We start from the raw sequence: 19,069 nt of genomic DNA on the forward strand, positions 1-19,069 counted from the left end.
TATGCAATCCAAAAGTCTAGATTTTCGACAAATCGAATGGTGGATCGTCACCACTGCGATTTTGACAGCCTTTCTATTTATCCTATTCGTTTACCGCCCCCAATTTTATAATGATTCCGGACAAGCAATTTTCAGATTTTCAAGCAGATTATTGATTTTGGCAATCTTGTATGGTGCTTTCCACCTGATTCATATGGTATTGATTCCCATGTTTCAAAAGGAATCCAACAAGTGGCCCTCCATAATTTGGATAGTTTTGACAGGAATGGTTTCCTTCGGAGTTGCAGCGCTTTTTGGTTATACTGCCCAATTAATTAAAGCCCCATTTCCGGCATTTCTTCTTGGGATTGTGGTACTTTATGTCTGTTATTTGCTTGCTGCTCATGTTTTGAGTCAAGCCTTAACTCCTCCAAAAGTCCGGGATTTCCAGCTTTATAACATCATAAGGCTGATTCTTGGATATATTTTCACCTTTCTCTGTCTTATTCAACTTGATCCAATAGCGAACAATGGTCCATCAATAATCTTCGGTATTTTCCTTCCAGTTATTTTTATTGCCAGTCTCTATAATTTCTATCTGGTTTACGGAAAACGGAAAGTTGGATTAATTAAGCAATCCAGATGGTATAATTGGGGTTTGATGGCAGTGATTTTAATTATTTTTTTAATAATCTCCATTGAGGCAAATCAGGAGGAATTCTTTTTTGTAGGTGGGCTTGGCACTATTGCTTTTATCCAGCTGATCTTTTTTCCTTTAACATCATTGATCTTTAAAAAATACGATTCATACATTGGTCAGATTTATTCCCTTTCCACACAGGTAAATCAAGGCAATGCAAGCATGGATTTTCTCCGATCACAGATCAATCCCCACTTTCTTTTCAATGCGCTCAATACCCTTTACGCGAGCTCTCTGATGGAAAATGCGGAGAAAACATCCGACGGCATTCAGAAACTCGGTGATATGATGCGTTTCATGCTGCATGAAAATCAGCTTCCAAGAATACCGCTTTCACGCGAGATAAATTACCTTCGGAATTACCTAGATCTGCAGATGCTTCGATTTGGTGCTCAGGCAAATTTGGAGACTGATTTTCAAATCAATGAAAACCAATGTGCTGGAGAAATCGCTCCAATGCTGCTGATTCCATTTGTGGAAAATGCATTCAAACACGGCATCTCTTCCAAGGAGAAATCCTGGATCCGACTTAATTTGAGATGCATTTCAGGTTCGGTTCATTTGGATCTGGTAAACAGTGTCCATCCCGATAAACCCGCTTCGGAACAATCCCGAGAGGAATCCGGAATCGGTTTGGAAAATGTAAAAAACCGCTTGCAACTGGTCTATCCAGATCGGCATAACTTAAATATAATTCCGAACGACACCGATTTCTTTGTCCATCTTTCTATCCAATTATGAGAAAATTATATATCCTTTCTTTACTATCATTTTTCAGCTATGTTTTTATCGCTTGTGATTCGGATGAGGTAATTAAAGAAGATTCAATTATCACTCTAACTTCTTTTGCTGAAGCCAAACCTTTAAACATTTCGGATTTAGTATCAGAACAGAAATATGTTCTTCTGAGTACACAAGAAGATGCAATGTTTAAAAGAGTAGACAAACTGATCGCCAAAAATGACCGATTTTACCTTTTCGATCATTTGTCGGAATCTGGTGTTTTAATTTTTGATCAGGATGGGAAATTCATCCGCAAAGTTGGGGAAGTTGGTGAAGGCCCACAACAAATTAAAGGAATATCAGATTTTCAAATCACTGAAAAAGGTGAAATTCAAATTTTGGATAAAATCGGTAAATCTATCGTCATTTACTCAGCGGAAGGACTTTGGAAAGAGAAAATAGCTATTCCAATAAATTCAGGAGGCTTTGCTCAATTTGGTGAAAAATGGTTTTTGGCTATCAACTTTGATAATCAAAATGAAAGCTTGGTCCAAAATCATGTGCTGGGTGTATTTGAAAGCAATATGGATTTGGATAGTTTATTTTTTCGCTATGCGAAAGGGGCTTCGAATTCAAATGTTTATTACCACGCAGGGGTGTTTAGCACAGATGAAGAATCTTTGATTTATCACCGTCCACCCAATGATACCATCAGTATTTTCTCAAAATTGGGTGAGCTTAAAAATCGCCTTGTCATTGATTTTGGTGATAAACAATTGCCAAGAGAAGTTGTCCAAGATTTTCAGGCTATTGAGCAATATAAAACACAAGGGGCTTCATTTCAGTATTTACAAACTCCCACCTTAAAAGCAGGAAATAGGCTATTTGGGCTAATAAGTAGTACAAAAAATGAAATCTGGACTTATATGTACAGCTTAGATTCTGAAGAATTGTACGCTGATAAAATCAATTTGAGCCAGCTACATTTCAAAGATATAATCATCCCTTCAGCTTTCAGAAACGATAATGTAGTAATCTCTCTTATTGATCCTTTCAGCTTTGGGATGGATGCGAAACCAGAATCTTATCCTCAAGAAGTGCGGAATCATCTAGAAAATGAAGGGTATGTATTATTACTCCATTATTTAAAGCCCTGAGAAATGATTAGTGCAATCGCCATCGACGATGAATCCTACGCTTTGGAAGTGATCAAATCCCACGCTTCAAAAGTGCCTTTTTTGGAACTTAGGGAAACATTCACCAATCCAATCCAAGGACTGGAATATTTGAAAAATGAGTCAATCCAACTTGTTTTCTTGGATATTAACATGCCCGATATCTCGGGAATAGATTTGGCGGCTTTACTTCCAAAGGATACAGTCGTCATCTTTACTACTGCTTACTCGGAATATGCGGTCAAGGGATTTGAACTCGATGCAATGGATTATTTGCTCAAGCCATTTAATCTGAGTCGCTTTCTCAAAGCCTGCCAAAAAGCTCAGGAATGGATTGACCTACAACCCAAAAATGAACCTGCTTTCCTTTTTGTCAAAACCAGCGAAGGTCAGCTTCGCGTCGACTTCAGTGATTTGCTCTTTTGCGAAGCGCAAGGAAACTATGTTACATTTCAACTTGCTGATCAAAAAGTCATGAGCCGAATAACACTATCAGAAATTGAGAAGCTTCTCCCCTCCTTTTTTATTCGTACGCATCGATCTTTTCTGGCGAATAAGAACCATGTAAACAAAGTCGAAAAACATCAACTTCACATCAGAGGATTTCCTGTTCCAATAAGTTCATCCTACTTGGACCATGTAATGGAAAAACTGAAAGCCTAATAGGCTTGTTGGAAAATGATTATTTGCTTTTTAGCCTGTGGATAAAAAAGAATATTGGAAAAAGGCTCAAAAATCTAAGTATTCGGCTCACTTCGGACTTCGGTCTTCCAGCCCAAAACCTTTGGGAAATTCGCCTACTGACAGATTAGCTTATATTCAAGTTTTTGAAAGTAACTTAGTTGGCTCCAAAAGTTAAGAGAAACTCTTTCCGATATTGAACGGGGGTCAATTTTACTCGCTCTTTGAAGAGTTTGTTGAAGTTGGACAAAGTGAAAAACCCGCAATCATAAGATATCTCACTGATATTTAAATCGGTTTCATGCAGCAACTTACATGCATGAGAGATCCGAACCTCAGTTAAAAAGTCAGAAAATGACTTATTCACCCGCGATTTGAAAAACCGGCTAAATGCAGAAACAGAGAGGTTTGAAATTTGGGCAGCTTCTTCCAAACTCACTTTCCCTTGAAAATTCTGCATCACATATTCATAGACATGTCCCATCCGATCTTTTTCCGACTCCTTATTGGTATTGATATAGGTAGCATCGGCAATCAACTTACAATCGGTAGAATCCGCAATTGTTTGAAGGATTTTGAGCAAATGAATAAGACTTACACCTCCTTTTAATTTCAAAAGATCAACCATCATTTCTTTGACTTGAAGGTTTGTCCTACCCATGATTTCGATTCCTCTAATTGATTTTTTGAGCATTTTTGCTATCGACTCAAACTCCACCAATTGAAAAACCGAATTATTCAAAAAGTTGTCTGGAAAGTAGATCACAATTCCATGAACTCCCAGTTTGTTTTCAGGATTTTGGTAGACTTTATCATTTTTCCAAAGATGTGGGAGGTCCGGTCCAGTCAATACCATATCGCCTTCCTTGAAACTTTGCATATGATCTCCGATAAAACGGGTGCCTGTTCCTTTTAATACAATGAATAATTGATATTCAGAGTGAAAATGCCAGTTAACATCAAAAAATGGTGCAATCAACTCCTTGATTACAAAGGACTTACCTTCTGGTATTCGTGATTTTTTCAAGGGTGTTTTCACTGATTTCTGCTCTTTTTATTCAGAATATAATTCCAAAATGATAAAAAACAGTCATAATTCAAGGTAAAACAGTAAGAAATTCTAAGACTAATTTGGGAATATTATGATTGTAAAATTTGTAAGCCCAAAGCATGACTAATTTAAAAAACCAGAGAACGAATTCCCTTCTTCTCTTCACTGCATTCACCCTATTTATTTCCTGCAGTAAAAAAGACAACTTTCTTTCAATGACAGATCCAAGACGGGTAGAAATCCTCGTTTTAGGACATGAAAGTGAACATCACAACTCAGAAAAGCTGATGATGTATCTGGAAACTCCCCTTTTCCAGAAAGGTATCAATCTCACTTATACTATTGATGTCAACGATCTGAATGAAGTGACGCTCAACAATTATGATGGTTTGATGATCTATGCAAACCACGATGATATTGGAACAGCCCAAGAAAAAGCCCTCAAGGATTATGTCCAAAATGGGAAAGCATTGATCCCGATCCACTCAGCTTCTTTCTGTTTTAGAAATTCAGATTGGTTTGTTGGTGCTGTAGGAGGTCAATTCAGTACCCATGGCACGGGAGACTTTACTGCAAAAATAATTGATAGTGAACATCCTACCATGGCTGGAATAACGGAATTTGAGACTTGGGATGAAACGTACGTCCACTCCAAGGTCAACCCGGACATGCACGTTCTCATGGAGCGTGTAGAAGGTGACAAACGCGAACCTTATACATGGGTAAGAAATGAAGGCAAAGGCCGAGTATTTTACACAGCCTACGGTCACAATGAAAAAACTTGGGAGAAAAAAGACTTTCAAAACTTAGTAGCAAATGGTATCCTTTGGGCTGTTGGTGATAAAGTCAGCGAGCTTTTAACCAAATATGAAATCCCAAGTCCGGAATTTCAGGATGCAGTAATTCCCAACTACGAAAAGCGTGATCCTGCACCCCGCTATCAGCTTCCGCTTACTCCTGAGCAAAGTATGAAATTAATTCAGGTTCCGGTAGGGTTTGAATTGCAGCTTTTCGCTTCCGAACCGATGATCATTAATCCTATGGCAATGGCTTGGGATGAGCGTGGGAGACTTTATGTCATTGAGACCATTGACTACCCTAACGAAGTTCGGAAAGAAGGCGGAAGTGATAAAATCAAAATTCTCGAAGACACAAACGGTGATGGCAAAGCGGATAAAGTGACTGTTTTTGCAGACAACTTAAATATACCCACATCCATCATGGCAGTAAATGGTGGTATTTTGATTTCCATGGCTCCTGACTTTGTATTCTTAAAGGACACCAATGGTGACAACGTAGCCGATGTCAGGGAAGTGGTCATGACCGGTTGGGGCAAAAGCGATACACACGCCGGACCTTCCAATTTGAAATATGGATTTGACAATAAGATTTGGGGTGTCTTGGGTTATTCCGGCTTCAATGGCGAAGTAAGTGGTGTTAGACATCAATTTGGACAAGGTGTCTATCGATTTGATCCGAGTGGCGATAATCTTGAATACTTGGGAAATACCTCAAACAATACTTGGGGACTGGGATTCACTGAAGATTTTGAAACATTCATATCTACTGCAAACGGTCAGCACAGTGTGTATTTTGCTATGGCAAATAACTATTTGAAGCGACCTGTTTTCCAAGGATCTGCTAATACCGTTCATGGCATTGATTCACACTATGATATGCCTCACCTCACTCCTTTCTTGAGACAGGTGGATTGGCATGGAAGCTATACTGCTGCTGCAGGACATAATTTCTACACTGCCAGAAGCTTTCCTAAAAACTATTGGAACAAAATCGCTTTCGTAGCCGAGCCAACAGGCCGAGTACTTCACAATGCGATCATTAATCCGGAGGGATCTGGATATAAGGAGAAGAACGGATTTAACATCTTGGCGAGTTCTGACGAATGGTTCTCCCCTGTTCATGCAGAAGTCGGACCGGATGGAGCACTTTGGGTAGCTGATTGGTACAACTTCATCATTCAGCACAATCCGACTCCACGAGGTTTCGAAAACGGTGAAGGTAACGCATACATCAACCCAATGCGGGATAGTCAGCATGGTCGTATCTATAGAATGGTGTACAAAGGTGGAAAAGATTCAGAGACTTTTGACCTGAAAGATGCCAGCTCTAAAAAGTTGATTTCTGCTTTAAAAAGTGAAAATATGTTCTGGAGATTGACTGCGCAGCGATTGATCGTAGAAACCAAAAACAAAGATGTCCTCAAGGACTTGTATGCAATTATAGGAGATCAGAAAGTAGATGAAGTGGGTCTAAACGGACCGGCCATTAATGCACTATGGACTCTGCATGGTTTGGGCGAATTGAACGGAGCCAACAGAGAAGCTGAGCAAGTGGTAGAAAAAGCACTAAGCCATCCTTCAGGAGCAGTAAGAAAAAATGCTTTGAGAGTAATTCCTCGTACAGATGGATCTATGAAAGCAATCATGGTGTCAAACCTTCTAAACGATCCTGATTTACATGCCAGAAAATATGCTTTCCTCACCCTTTCCGAGATGCCGTTCAACGAAGTTGCAGCAAAAGAATTGATCAAAGCAGCTGATGTGGCTGATAATGGAACAGATGCATATTTGCCACAGGCTATTTTTGCAGCGGTTTTGGCTCATCCGACTGAATTTGCAAAGCGAGATAACAAAACAGCATTACAGTCCGGCGACAATACTGAATTGTCTCTGGCGGATCGAATCAGCAGAAGCTTAGTCGCAGAGCAATATCCATTGGATTCCCGAAACTCTATTCTTTTTCCACCTGAAGTGGCTGGAAAGGAAATTGCAATTCGGATGATTGCTTCCAAAGGAAATAATCCGCTTGATGGAATATTGGTAGCACATGGAAATGGCACGAATGGCTACAGCTTGTATATCTATGAAGACAAACTTCATTTTGCGGTAGCTCAGGACGAAAAACTTACGATCATCAGTTCTAAAAAGGACCTACCCGAAGAGCAGTTCATAATTGATGCTACTCTTGTTGAAGACGGCCGCATGAGTTTGATGATCAATGGAGAAGAAATCGGAAAGGCTAAGACCAAGGGACTTTTCGCCGCAGAACTTACTCCTAAACGAGTGCGAGTCGGTCAAAATGACTCAAGAAATCAAGTTGGAAAATATGAAGGAGGTTGGATGTTCTCAGGTAGAATAAGCAACAAATCCACTTTAGCCCTGAAGAAGCCCGGATCTAATATTCAAATGATGGCTGAAGCCGCTGGTACTACCGCCTCCGCAAATGGTACAACTTTGATTAAGCTGGGTGTAATTCCACATGAAATGAAATTCACTTTGGCCACATTCACTGTAAAGGCTGGTTCTCAGGTTACGATCGATTTCGAAAATCCTGATTTCATGCAGCACAACTTGGTGATTGGACAAAAAGGCTCCATGGAAACTGTCGGTGAAGCTGCCGATGCCTTGGCACGAGATCCAAAAGGTGCTGAACAAAACTACGTTCCGAAAATTCCTCAAGTGATCGCTGCTACTCTATTGGTTGATCCTGAAGGACGGGAATCAATCGTTTTCACAGCCCCAACCGAACCGGGAGACTATCCATTTGTGTGTACAGTACCGGGTCACTGGAGAATCATGAATGGTATCATGAAAGTTGAGTAGTCATGGCATTGAATGTAACATTTGCAGTCAGTACCTGGCTATGGACCTCCCCTTTCAATAAAGAAACTGTCAAGCTTTTCCCTAAAATCAAAAGTTATGGCTACGATGCGGTGGAGATTCCTGTCGAAGATCCGGCATTGATCGATATAAACTTTGTAAAGGATGCACTTGCGGATAATGAGCTGAGTCCCGTGATCTGTGGCGCTTTCGGTACGAGTCGAGATCTTACCCATGATGATCCGGCATTTCATCAAACTTGCTTTGACTATCTGGATTCCTGCTTTGAAATTGCATCGGAACTTGGTGCGGGCTTCGTAGCAGGTCCGATGTATTCAGCCGTAGGAAAAGCACGTTTGGTTTCTCCAGAACAAAAGAAAATCGAATGGAATCGGGCTGTGACTAACCTTCGGAAAGTCTGCAATCGTGCCGGAGAATTCGGTTTGGAAATCGCATTAGAAACTCTTAATCGATTTGAAACTGATCTAATCAATACTGCTGAAGAATTAATGCAATTGATCACAGACATCAACGAACCGCAGGCAAAGGCACTTCTCGATGGATTTCACCTAAATATCGAGGAACCGAATATCGAACATGCAATCAAAACAGTCGGAGATAAACTTATTCATGTCCAAGTTTCCGAAAACTATCGGGGCACTCCCGGAACGGGTCAAACCAATTGGGCGGCTTGGAAGCGGGGATTGGAAGCGATCAATTATCAAGGTTTGATTTCTATCGAAAGCTTTACCCCGGATGTAAAAGAGTTAGCTGGTGCCGTTTGCATCTGGAAACCTTTGGTTCCTTCTCAGGATGGCTTCGCCAAAGATGGCCTGGAGTTCTTGCGGAAATGGGCAGCAGATTAAAGTATGAAAGATGAAGTATGAATTATGAAATCAAAGTACAATTGACGAAATACGAATTACGAGATCATCGCATCAGTCACGATTACATCGGTCATCTGACATCCGAGATCGGTATTCCCAACTTCCTTACCTCCAAACTTCCATACTTCCCAACATCTTTAAAACCCAAAACACTATCTACTCATGAGTCAAAAACAAATCAACATCGCCATCATCGGACTGAGATTTGGAGCGGAGTTTATTCCGATTTACCAAAAGCATCCCTTGGCAAACATGTATGCAATTTGTCAGCGAAATAAAGAAAAGGCTGATGAGATCGGTAAAGCTTTTGGAATTGAAAAAGTCTACACCGACTATGATGAATTGCTGAAAGATCCCAACGTTGACGCAGTTCATATCAATACTCCAATTCAAAATCACGCCGAGCAATCCCTGAAAGCCCTTCGTGCAGGAAAGCATGTTGCTTGTACAGTTCCCATGGCGACCACAGTTGAGGAATGCAGAGCCATTGTAGAGGAAACCGAGCGAACGGGCTTGACTTACATGATGATGGAAACGGTGATATACAGTCGGGAATTTCTATTCGTTAAGGAAATGTATGAGAAGGGCGAACTAGGCAAAATCCAATTCCTCCGGGCTTCACATCAGCAGGAAATGGCCGGATGGCCGGGATATTGGGAAGGCCTCCCTCCTATGCACTATGCGACGCACTGCGTCGGTCCTGTTTTGGCCTTGCCAAAAGGACAGGCAGAATATGTCTCTTGTCTGGGTTCAGGTAGAATTGATGAAAATCTGATTCCCAAGTATGGTTCTCCTTTTGCCATTGAGACTTGTCATATCAAACTCAAAGACTCTGATTTAGCGGCTGAGGTTACTCGGTCACTTTTCAACACGGCAAGGCAGTATCGGGAGAGTTTCGATGTGTATGGTTCCAAAAAGTCCTTTGAATGGACCTTGATCGAGCATGAGGACTCGGTGATCCATACAGGAGAAGTTCCTGAGAAAGTCAAAATCCCGGATTATGCCCATTTGCTACCGGATGAGATCGCTTCATTCACCACACAGGGCGTGTATGATGGGGATGACAATCAGCATTTGTCCTTCATTCAGGGTTCCGGACATGGAGGTTCGCATCCACACTTGGTCAATGAGTTTCTGAATGCCTTGACCGAAGGACGCGCTCCTTATCCGGATGCACGAGAGTCTGCCAATATCACCTGTGTGGGGATTTTGGCGCATGAATCTGCAATGGAAGGCGGAAAAATCAAATACCTCCCGGAATTCACGATTAACAAAAAGTGAATAGAGAAGGCAGCTGGGAGGCTGCCTTTTTTCATTCAATATTTTTTAACCGCAAAGCTCTCTAAGGAAAGGTTGGTAAGGATTTGGTCTTTGTCGGAACCTAAAAGCTTTCAGGAATTTTCTGTCCTTATTCAAGGGCACAAAGAAGAAAAGCTAAAGCTTTTCATGGGAGGTACTTTGGACGAATTTGGTTCAAGACTTCAGTCTTGGACTTTCTATGCTGCAGTCTTCAGACTGCTTCACTTTCAAATTCAAGTGGCAGTCTGAAGACTGCATTCAGGTAAGGACAAGCCTGCCTGACGGCAAGGCAGGTCTGAAGACTTGCGCTAAATGGTGCTAAATGGTGTAAATCAGCGAAGATCCGCTACTTTTTCTGCGAAAATCAGTGAAAAAAAAAATTGCTATTGGCTTATAAACAAAAAGACCTTCGAGGTTCTTGTAAACCTCAAAGGTCTTGATACTAAAATCTAGCTACTTGATACTCTGATTACTTCGCTCTCTTGGCTTCAGCTGTAAACATATCCATCAAAGATCCTTTAGAAACATCGTCATCTTTTTTCACCAGACTTAGATATACATCGTAGCCGGTGATGTTGAAGTATGCTACCAAATTATCCCCTGTAATGGAAACAGAAGTCATTTGCGTCTCAGCGCCGGATGGATCTGCAATAAAATAACCTGTAGTTTTGCCATCCTTGGTTTCGAAACGCATAGGAATCGTAGCAGTGCCTTGAGGAGTGTCAAAAACAGTTACTTCCCATTTTCCCTCATAATATTCAGGGGTCACAGTAGTAAAGCTGGACAGGGCAAATGTGGCCGATAGTGCGATCAGTAGGCCAAAGAAATTAATACTTAATTTTTTCATGTTAGTATTTGGTTAAATAATGGACAAAAAGTACGGAAAAATGTTGAGGGTTAAACCGCTCGAAAGCAAAAATTAACTAAAAAGTTACTTTGGTAACAACAGTAAAAATGGTAAGGCATTTCCATAGTTAATTTAAGATTTTCTTAATTTCTGTAAAAGTCTTCAGATCTTGCTTAGCATCGAGTTCAAAAATAACCATGGGTTTAAATTTCTATGTTTATATACTCCAACCCAAAATAAGCAACTTCCGTTAACCAACATTAAGACCTAAAGAATTGAGTATGGGGCCAGCACTCAAACTGATAGAATTAATTTAGTCATGCAAAGATTCTGCCGGCAGGCAGGCAGGTGTGGCTATAAAACCAAATTATAATCATATGCAAAGAATTCTAATACTTTTTTGGTTCGCTATTATAATGAGTGCTTGTGAAAAAGAAGAAGACCAAAATCGGACGGAAAATAACCTAGTCCAAAACCTAACATCCGGACCGTGGGAAATTAGTTTTTTTGTCCTTGGTGGTATAGACAGAGTAAAGGATTTTGAAGGGGTTATTTTTTCATTTTTATCAAATGGACAAGTGGAAGCCTACCGTGGAACCCAACTTTTAGCTCAGGGATTATGGAGCACAAGAGTTGATTCTGGAAGAATCGAAGTTCAAACTGCGTTTTCTTCAAATCCCAAATTTGAAAATCTTAATGCAAACTGGTATCAATTTTCTGTTATTTCAAATCGCATTACGCTTAGAAAAATCGACTCCGTCTCGGATGACTACTTGATTTTTGTAAAAAGGTAAAAACCATCCCCGACACTTAAGCTAAAAGATGATCCATGTCGGTTCCGAACTGAAATACTTTAGCTCAAAGATGAAAAAGTTCAGTTCGGAACTGAAAATCCCTGTTGAAGTAAGATAAAACAGAATTGAAAAAAGGTTCGACGCCCTTCGGGGTCTTGGGGATCATGTCGTTATCTTCTTATCCACGGGTTGCACCCGCGGCTATTGAAAAGTTTGACCCCTTATCAGGGGTCGGAAGTTTGGCCATTCAGAAGTTCTTGGAAATTGGAATCAGAAAAGATTGGTGAAGAACTAACGATCCTGAAAGGATCGAACTTCTGAATAGCCCTAGGTGAAACCTAGGGAAAGAACATGTGAACGAGGCAAACAACCCCGAAGGGTGTTGAACTATTTTTGATTATTAAAAAAAAATAATTCCTGACATGATCTAAGACAGATCGGCTGTAAATACAAAAACCACTCATTTCTGAGTGGTTTTTGAGCCCCTTGCCGGGATCGAACCAGCGACCTACTGATTACAAGTCAGTTGCTCTACCAGCTGAGCTAAAGAGGCTTTCCTTTATGGTGGTGCAAATATAGGCCTTGACTACATTTACTCCAAACTCATCTCCTAAGTTTTTTCTATCTCTCAGGTTTTGAGCAGGAAAAATTTAGAATTCCTTCAGAATTGAAAGTTTGCTCTTCAATTTGTCAATCTCCTCTTCGGCCTTTTTTATCTTGATATCGAATTGATCCTTGAGTTTGTCGGCAGTTTTGGAAGCTGCAAAGAACTCGAGGTTGTTTCTCCAAAGCGTGATGCTATTTTCAAGATCAGTGATCTGCTTTCGGATTCCATGCTCTTTTCTATTGAGTGTTTTTGCCGAATTGGGGTCAGTTTGAATTCGGTTCAGGTTTAACCTAAACAAGAAGTCTTCTCTTCCCGATCCACTTCCGCCGAGCTTTTCCAGATAGGCGTCCACAGCCTCCTTGAATTGAGCTTGAATTTCTTTGATGTTCTTTCTAGGAACAAATCCGATTTCATTGAATTCCGAAACAAGTGTGGTCAAGGTATCTTCACTAAGTTCCGTGCCTTTGGCTTCTTCCTGGATTTGCTTGATGATATCCTGCTTTTTCTTCAGATTTTCATCGAACTCATTGTTGGACTGCTTGTTGGAATTTCTTCTATTTTCAAAGAAAGTATCACAAGCTGCTTTAAACTTTTTGTAGAGACTATCTCGGTTTTTCTCAGGTGTTGGACCCAATTTTTTCCATTCTTGCTGTAGTTGGACCAGTTGGTTGGCGGTGGATTGCCAATCCTTATTATCCATCAAGGCTTCTGCTTGAGAAATGAGCTCTTCCGCTTTCTTTTGGTTGGTTGCACGGATTTCATCCAGTTCCTTGAAGAACATGTTTTTATTGTGGAAGAAATGCTTAAAAGCGGCCCAAAAAGCCTTGTTAATTTCCTTACCGGCTTCTTTTGTTACCGGGCCAATTTTTTCCCAAGTTTTTTGAATCTCGAGGATCTCTTTGGTTTTGATATTCCAATCTTTTATACGATCAGCCTTATAGTCTGCGAACGTGACTAATTGAGCGATCAGTGCTTCCTTCTCGGTTTGATTTTGCTTGAAGACCTCCTTTTGGCCTTCATAGAAGTCTTTTCTGCGGTCATAGACGGCATCCGAAGCAGCTTTGAATCGTTGCCAAAGGGCTTCTTGCTCTTCTCTAGGCACAGGCCCGATATGCTTGAATTCCTCGTGAAGCTCATTCAACTGTCGAATTGCTTCTTTAAGATCAGGCGCATTTTTTAGAGCTTCAGCTTTTTCGCAGAGTTCCGATTTGCTTTCCAGATTCTTTTTTCGATCGAGCTCTTTCAGCTCAAAATAGATACTACGATTATCATAGAATCTATCCATCAGGGCATTGAAACTTGCCCACAGGTTTCTGTTTTGAGAAGTCGGAACCGGACCAATAGACTTCCACTCATCCTGAATGGATTTGATCGTAGCCATGCTCAGCGTGGTTTCCTCTCCATCTACCAAGTCCCGAAGTTTGTTTAATAATTCAGTCTTTGTTGCAAGGTTTTTCTCTTTTTGTCTTTCAGCTTCTTTTCTGACTGAGTTAAGCTGATATCTAAAGTCATTGAAGACTTTTAAAAATTCACGTTCTTCTTCGTGCTGACGATATTCGAATTCATCCTCTGCCCCACCTTCAGCTTTGAATTTAGTGAATGCCTCTTCTTTTTCCTTGGAAATCAATTCGTCAAAGGCAGACTTGATCTCGTGGGCAATCTTGTCCAACTTAAGAATTGGAGTATTCTGAATTTTATCTTTGAGTAATTTTAAAAGTTGGATGGATGTCAAACCTGAAAGTTCGACAGGTTCATCGGAATGGTCTTCCTCCTGATCGGATTCTTCTGATTCGGTCTCTAGGGAATCTTTTGCAGCAGTTTCTGCGACGGATTGGAGCTCTTGAGTACCTTTTTCGGCAGTTTCAACGGCAGATTCGGTTACTTCAGTAACTTCCGCAGCAAGTACTGGGGTTTCATCTTTTTCTTCAGAAGCTATTTCTGGGCTTACTTCTAATTCAATTGCAGCTTCTTCAGTTTCTTCTTCTTCAGCTGCTGCTTCGACCCCTTCTTTTTCAGCCTCGACAGCTTCTTCTTCTACCCCTACTTCTTCAGAAATTTGCTCGGAAACCTCACTTTCCGTAATTTCTTCTTTTTTAGCTTGATCTGAATCGGATTCAACTTCTTCGGATACAGAGGCTACTTCAGAAATAAGTGCTTCTTCAACAGGTGCTTCGGTGATGCTCGACTCAGAATCTGCACTGACAGCCTCTACTGATTCGGATTCCTCATCTTCTGCTGTTGCTTCTCCATCTGTTTGCTCAGCTTGATCTACTTTTTTGATACCTTCCCCTTCATTCACAGAAGCTTGGGTCACCTTGTCTTTGTCAGACAATTCGTTACTTTTCTCAGTCATAAAAACTCTACTATTAGGCGGCAATATGGGCAAAAGTAGGGATTTTGCCTAATTTAATCTTGGGTCCAGGGGATAATTTGCCATTACCTTAAACTCCCCTCCCATGTTTTTTAGGACCGACCGCCAGAGTTCATCCGGTGTATTTTGAAGAATTTCCACGTCCAGATTATGGTCCGAAATTATCCATGTGTTTTCACCAATTTCATCTGAAAGTTGACCCGCAGCCCAACCGCTGTAACCAATAAAAAACCGGACGGAATCCGAATCTATCGCCCCTGTCTTTAAATTTTCAACTAAGGAATCAAATTGGCCTCCCCACCATAAATTATCACCAACGGAGATACTTCCTTCTATTTTCTTGTCTCCGAAATAGATGAAGTGAAGCGTATTTTGTTCCACAGGGCCACCCACAAAAATTTCATTGTTCAAAAATGAAAGTTCCTCTACTAATTCACTTAAATTCAGAATTGAAGGTTTATTGAGAACCAATCCAAAACTTCCCTCTGAATTATGCTCGCAAAGCAATACCACTGAACGCACGAAGTTTTCATCCTGCAAAAATGGTTCTGAGATAAGTAAGTTCCCTGCCTGAGGAATTCTAGAAGGATCGTTGTTCATATGCTTGTCTTTCCTTTTCGGAGAAAAATATAGGCTTAAATTTTAAAAAACCAATGGCAGTGGTACTTTTAACAAGGAAAAATTAATCCATTTATTCTAACATCATGAAGCTTTCAGATATACGCAAAGAATACACGATCAAATCCTTGGATTTCAATGATGTAAGCTTCGACCCTTTTCATCAATTCAAAGTTTGGCTGGACGAGGCTATTGATTCTGAAGTGCCAGAGGTCAATGCAATGTGTCTTTCGACCCTTGGTTTAAATGGATTTCCGAATGGCCGAATCGTCCTTCTAAAGGAAATGGACCACGGGTTCGTTTTTTTTACAAATTATGAAAGTGAAAAAGGACAGGAAATTGAAGCCAATCCTAAAGCTTCGTTAACTTTTTTCTGGCCTGAGTTAGAGAGACAGGTAAGAGTAATGGGGCAAATCGAAAAAGTAAGTGAACAGGAATCCGATATTTATTTCCATTCAAGACCTAAAAATTCACAAATCGGAGCCTGGACTTCCCCTCAAAGCAAAGTCATTGCAGATCGTTCAGAACTAAATCTCAGGATGGAAAAGATGGAAGAGCGATTTTCTATTGAACCTATAACCCGGCCGCCACATTGGGGAGGTTTTCGCCTTCTTCCGTTTAAAATTGAATTTTGGCAAGGACGACCAAGCAGACTCCACGACAGGATCTGCTATGAAAAACAAGAAGGTGGGAAATGGGAAATTTCCAGACTCGCTCCTTAATTATTTGAGATCGAATAAGTCCTCGACTCCTATTAATCGCTCTACTGTAAATCCTTCTCCGTATTTGGATAAAATCCGATGACCAAACTCTCTTGCTCTGGATTCAATAAAAGGCAAAAACTCTGGAGAAGAAATAAAGCTAGCAGGTTCTTGGTTGGAAGGATCGTAAAACTGTGACTTGAAAGCCATGATACTGGCTACTTTGGTGTCCCAATATTCAGAGATGTCAAAAATGAAGTCCGGCTTGATGTAATTATTCTGAATGTAATGGTAAACAAAGTTGGGTCTCCAAGGCTCTTGGGTAATTCCCTCAAAGCTGGTTTCAATTTTTCTCAAGCCGCTCATAAAACAAGCATGAGTAGCCAAACTTGCACCCTTTCCATGATCTGGATGTCGATCTGAGATCGCATTTGCCAAAACAATTTCGGGTTGATATTTACGGATGATTCTGATCAATTCATACTGATGATCTTTATCATCCTTGAAAAAAACATCGTCAAAACCTAAATTTTCGCGAGCAGAAAGTCCTAGGATTTTCGCAGCTTCTTCAGCTTCTTGAATTCGGGTTTCGGGTGTTCCTCTAGTTCCCATTTCACCCTTGGTAAGATCGACGATTCCTACCTTGTAGCCTTTGGCAACGTGCGCAGCTATAGTGCCTGAGCAACCCAGTTCGGCATCATCTGGATGTGCTGCAATGACTAATATGTCGAGCTTTGTCATTAGTTCCTGGTATTATTTCACTCTTAAATTTTGACCAACCCTCAAGACAGTTCTGGAATTTATGCCATTTAAGCGAGTCAATGAAGCCACTGTGACGCCATATTTTCTACTGATTGATCCAAGGGTGTCGCCTCGTTTCACTTTGTGATACGCTGCGGTCCTGGCTTGAATCGTTTGACCAAATAGTTCTTTGGAAACTAATAGATCTTGAACTGAAATCGCCTTTGTTTCAAAATCATAAACACGCTCCGGATCAAAAGGAATGCCTTTATATCTTAATTCATAATGCAAATGGGGACCAGTACTTCTTCCTGTTGAACCACCTCTACCAAGCAAATCTCCTGCTTTCACTTCATCTCCAACCTCAGCGACATGTTTGGACAAGTGTCCATAGACTGTCTCCAAACCATTTTTGTGCCTTACGACATAGAAATACCCATATCCATACCGATCGTAGGATTTGACCCGCACAATACCATCGAATCCTGAATATACCGGATCTCCGGTATTTAAATCCAAGTCGGTTCCGTAATGCATTCTTTTCCAACGATAACCATATTTGGAATTTACAATTGGACTTTCAACTGGCATTTTCCAATCGAGTCCGTACCGAGGGTCATAGAGCCTCAAGTTTAGACTATCAGTAAAATTCCTAATGTCGAAATTATAGATATCAACTTTTTGACTGTCCCAATTGGAAAAATATTCGAAGGCCGTAACCCAAATACTGTCGATCTGAATTTGCTCCGATACACGTATCAGCTGATTTGTGGGCGCCCAAGACATCACATTTCGGTCTTCACTAATAATGGATCGAATTCTAGCAAGGTTTACATCATATTGAAAAATCATCGAATCTGTCTGAGAGGAAAGTGTTCTCAGATAGGAATCCTGATCAAATTGCCTAAGCTCGATATTTTTTCGTTCTTGAGCATTCGCCGGATTAGTTGTATTATTTCTCTTAATAATCTTAGGAAAAACTTGAGCATTGGCCTCTAGGAAACCAATGCTCAACAGCATTACCAAAATTACTTTCAGATTAAACTTACTCATCAATTGATTTTAATGATTCTCTTGTGAAGCAAGGAAACGCTCCGCATCCAGAGCAGCCATGCAACCAGTTCCGGCTGCAGTAACTGCCTGTCTGTAAACGTGATCCTGTGCATCACCGCATGCAAAAACACCTTCCACGTTGGTTTTGGTGCTTCCTGGAATAGTCTTGATATACCCAGAAGAATCCATTTGGATGAAATCTTTGAAGATTTCGGTGTTTGGTTGATGTCCAATAGCAACAAAGAAGCCAGAAATTGCTATTTCGCGCTTTTCGTCTGATTTATTGTTAACCACCCTAACACCAGTCACATCCTCTTTACCTAAAATCTCTTCTGTCTCCGTATTCCAAAGAATTTCAATCTTTGGATTATTAATCACACGATTTTGCATGATTTGGGAAGCTCGCATCTCTTCCCTCCTCACGATCATATAAACTTTAGAGCAAATGTTTGCCAAATAGGAAGCTTCTTCGCAAGCAGTATCCCCTGCCCCGACAATTGCTACCACTTGACCTTTGAAGAAAAACCCATCACAGACCGCACAGGCAGATACTCCTCTGCCATTCAATCTGGATTCGCTTTCTATTCCAAGCCATTTTGCAGATGCTCCGGTAGAAATAATTACACTATCAGCAAGGATTGTAATCTGATCATCTACAATTATTTTATGAGGACGAACATTAAAGTCAACTTTGGTCACCATTCCATAACGAACAGAGGTTCCAAATCTTTCAGCTTGCTTCCTGAAATCTTCCATCATTTCTGGGCCCATTACACCATCAGGATATCCTGGGTAGTTTTCTACATCTGTGGTAATTGTGAGTTGACCTCCTGGTTGAGCTCCTGTATACAATACCGGAGTCATTCCTGCTCTAGCTGCATAAATCGCGGCAGTATAACCTGCAGGGCCTGATCCTATGATCAATACTTTGACCCGTTCTATTTCTTGATTCATTAATCGAATGTGTTAAATCTTTTAAATTTTATCATTTCTGAATATGAGATCGAGCCTACCTGAAGCAGACAGGAATGACCCTAGGGTTTCACACAGAAGAATTTAATCCAAGCGAGATTCTATATGGCCTATAAAAATCAAATTATAATCATATGAAATCGAGCATGACCCAAAGCGACACACAGAGGGATGTTTATAATCCATGCTAAGATTCCATGTGGCCTATAAAAATCAAATTATAAACACATGAAACAAAATTACAAGAAGT

General features: G+C 40.6%; 15 protein-coding genes and 1 tRNA gene. 8 read left to right on the plus strand and 8 right to left on the minus strand.

The features are described 5' to 3' along the window. Position 1: 1 nt before the first annotated feature. The 3 genes from ACK4HU_RS01210 to ACK4HU_RS01220 are packed head-to-tail and all read left to right on the plus strand — an operon-like array spanning position 2 to position 3,240. Entirely contained in the window at positions 2-1,420 is a 1,419-nt protein-coding gene (locus tag ACK4HU_RS01210; protein WP_409803008.1) for a sensor histidine kinase, read from the plus strand. Beyond that, on the plus strand, positions 1,417-2,559 hold the full coding sequence (locus ACK4HU_RS01215; RefSeq protein ID WP_409803009.1) for a 6-bladed beta-propeller: 1,143 nt from the start codon (positions 1,417-1,419) through the stop codon (positions 2,557-2,559). Before ACK4HU_RS01210 ends, ACK4HU_RS01215 begins: the two co-directional genes overlap by 4 nt. A 3-nt stretch (positions 2,560-2,562) precedes the next feature. After that, complete coding sequence (locus tag ACK4HU_RS01220; RefSeq protein ID WP_409803010.1) at positions 2,563-3,240, plus strand: LytR/AlgR family response regulator transcription factor; 678 nt, start codon at positions 2,563-2,565, stop codon at positions 3,238-3,240. A gap of 175 nt (positions 3,241-3,415) precedes the next feature. Here ACK4HU_RS01220 and ACK4HU_RS01225 read toward each other — a convergent pair whose 3' ends face one another. Further along, positions 3,416-4,285, minus strand: a complete 870-nt coding sequence (locus ACK4HU_RS01225; protein ID WP_409803011.1) for an AraC family transcriptional regulator — start codon at positions 4,283-4,285, stop codon at positions 3,416-3,418. Positions 4,286-4,524: 239 nt separating this feature from the next. Here ACK4HU_RS01225 and ACK4HU_RS01230 point away from each other — a divergent pair, with 239 nt between their 5' ends. From ACK4HU_RS01230 to ACK4HU_RS01240, 3 genes are all read left to right on the plus strand, one after another. After that, the gene (locus tag ACK4HU_RS01230) at positions 4,525-7,932 is read left to right on the plus strand and encodes a PVC-type heme-binding CxxCH protein (RefSeq protein ID WP_409803012.1); all 3,408 of its coding nucleotides are present in this window, start codon (positions 4,525-4,527) and stop codon (positions 7,930-7,932) included. Between the two features lie 2 nt (positions 7,933-7,934). Beyond that, a complete protein-coding gene (locus ACK4HU_RS01235) occupies positions 7,935-8,795 on the plus strand; it encodes a sugar phosphate isomerase/epimerase family protein (protein ID WP_409803013.1) in 861 nt (286 codons plus the stop codon). 183 nt (positions 8,796-8,978) lie between these two features. Then, a complete protein-coding gene (locus tag ACK4HU_RS01240) occupies positions 8,979-10,097 on the plus strand; it encodes a Gfo/Idh/MocA family protein (RefSeq protein ID WP_409803014.1) in 1,119 nt (372 codons plus the stop codon). 487 nt (positions 10,098-10,584) lie between these two features. Here the strand turns inward: ACK4HU_RS01240 and ACK4HU_RS01245 are convergent, their stop codons facing one another. Beyond that, on the minus strand, positions 10,585-10,962 hold the full coding sequence (locus ACK4HU_RS01245) for a hypothetical protein (RefSeq protein ID WP_409803015.1): 378 nt from the start codon (positions 10,960-10,962) through the stop codon (positions 10,585-10,587). Positions 10,963-11,312: 350 nt separating this feature from the next. Here ACK4HU_RS01245 and ACK4HU_RS01250 point away from each other — a divergent pair, with 350 nt between their 5' ends. Next, on the plus strand, positions 11,313-11,756 hold the full coding sequence (locus ACK4HU_RS01250; protein WP_409803016.1) for a hypothetical protein: 444 nt from the start codon (positions 11,313-11,315) through the stop codon (positions 11,754-11,756). A 480-nt stretch (positions 11,757-12,236) separates the two neighbouring features. On the opposite strand, the gene ACK4HU_RS01255 is transcribed toward ACK4HU_RS01250, so the two are convergent. The 3 genes from ACK4HU_RS01255 to ACK4HU_RS01265 all read right to left on the minus strand — a co-directional run bounded on the left by ACK4HU_RS01255 (position 12,237) and on the right by ACK4HU_RS01265 (position 15,334). Next, positions 12,237-12,309, minus strand: a tRNA-Thr gene (locus ACK4HU_RS01255). A 97-nt stretch (positions 12,310-12,406) separates the two neighbouring features. Then, positions 12,407-14,716 (minus strand): DUF349 domain-containing protein, encoded by a 2,310-nt coding sequence (locus ACK4HU_RS01260; RefSeq protein ID WP_409803017.1) that lies wholly within the window; start codon positions 14,714-14,716, stop codon positions 12,407-12,409. A 48-nt stretch (positions 14,717-14,764) separates the two neighbouring features. Beyond that, positions 14,765-15,334, minus strand: coding sequence for a YqgE/AlgH family protein (locus tag ACK4HU_RS01265; RefSeq protein WP_409803018.1), 570 nt, complete (start codon positions 15,332-15,334; stop codon positions 14,765-14,767). A gap of 104 nt (positions 15,335-15,438) precedes the next feature. Here ACK4HU_RS01265 and pdxH point away from each other — a divergent pair, with 104 nt between their 5' ends. Further along, complete coding sequence (pdxH, locus tag ACK4HU_RS01270; RefSeq protein WP_409803019.1) at positions 15,439-16,074, plus strand: pyridoxamine 5'-phosphate oxidase; 636 nt, start codon at positions 15,439-15,441, stop codon at positions 16,072-16,074. Here pdxH and bshB1 read toward each other — a convergent pair whose 3' ends face one another. The 3 genes from bshB1 to trxB are packed head-to-tail and all read right to left on the minus strand — an operon-like array spanning position 16,075 to position 18,801. Further along, entirely contained in the window at positions 16,075-16,794 is a 720-nt protein-coding gene (gene bshB1 / locus ACK4HU_RS01275) for a bacillithiol biosynthesis deacetylase BshB1 (protein WP_409803020.1), read from the minus strand. A 12-nt stretch (positions 16,795-16,806) separates the two neighbouring features. Next, complete coding sequence (locus ACK4HU_RS01280; RefSeq protein WP_409803021.1) at positions 16,807-17,847, minus strand: peptidoglycan DD-metalloendopeptidase family protein; 1,041 nt, start codon at positions 17,845-17,847, stop codon at positions 16,807-16,809. Between the two features lie 9 nt (positions 17,848-17,856). Next, the gene (trxB, locus tag ACK4HU_RS01285) at positions 17,857-18,801 is read right to left on the minus strand and encodes a thioredoxin-disulfide reductase (RefSeq protein WP_409803022.1); all 945 of its coding nucleotides are present in this window, start codon (positions 18,799-18,801) and stop codon (positions 17,857-17,859) included. Positions 18,802-19,069 lie beyond the last annotated feature (268 nt).

Source organism: Algoriphagus sp., from assembly GCF_046296635.1.
Taxonomy (GTDB): domain Bacteria; phylum Bacteroidota; class Bacteroidia; order Cytophagales; family Cyclobacteriaceae; genus Algoriphagus.

Bases quoted from the DNA above. Each gene is read 5' to 3' on its own strand.
- ACK4HU_RS01210 (WP_409803008.1), top strand. From the start codon at position 2: ATGCAATCCAAAAGTCTAGATTTTCGACAAATCGAATGGTGGATCGTC.
- ACK4HU_RS01215 (WP_409803009.1), top strand. From the start codon at position 1,417: ATGAGAAAATTATATATCCTTTCTTTACTATCATTTTTCAGCTATGTT.
- ACK4HU_RS01220 (WP_409803010.1), top strand. From the start codon at position 2,563: ATGATTAGTGCAATCGCCATCGACGATGAATCCTACGCTTTGGAAGTG.
- ACK4HU_RS01230 (WP_409803012.1), top strand. From the start codon at position 4,525: ATGACAGATCCAAGACGGGTAGAAATCCTCGTTTTAGGACATGAAAGT.
- ACK4HU_RS01235 (WP_409803013.1), top strand. From the start codon at position 7,935: ATGGCATTGAATGTAACATTTGCAGTCAGTACCTGGCTATGGACCTCC.
- ACK4HU_RS01240 (WP_409803014.1), top strand. From the start codon at position 8,979: ATGAGTCAAAAACAAATCAACATCGCCATCATCGGACTGAGATTTGGA.
- ACK4HU_RS01245 (WP_409803015.1), bottom strand. From the start codon at position 10,962: ATGAAAAAATTAAGTATTAATTTCTTTGGCCTACTGATCGCACTATCG.
- ACK4HU_RS01260 (WP_409803017.1), bottom strand. From the start codon at position 14,716: ATGACTGAGAAAAGTAACGAATTGTCTGACAAAGACAAGGTGACCCAA.
- ACK4HU_RS01265 (WP_409803018.1), bottom strand. From the start codon at position 15,334: ATGAACAACGATCCTTCTAGAATTCCTCAGGCAGGGAACTTACTTATC.
- pdxH (WP_409803019.1), top strand. From the start codon at position 15,439: ATGAAGCTTTCAGATATACGCAAAGAATACACGATCAAATCCTTGGAT.
- bshB1 (WP_409803020.1), bottom strand. From the start codon at position 16,794: ATGACAAAGCTCGACATATTAGTCATTGCAGCACATCCAGATGATGCC.
- ACK4HU_RS01280 (WP_409803021.1), bottom strand. From the start codon at position 17,847: ATGAGTAAGTTTAATCTGAAAGTAATTTTGGTAATGCTGTTGAGCATT.
- trxB (WP_409803022.1), bottom strand. From the start codon at position 18,801: ATGAATCAAGAAATAGAACGGGTCAAAGTATTGATCATAGGATCAGGC.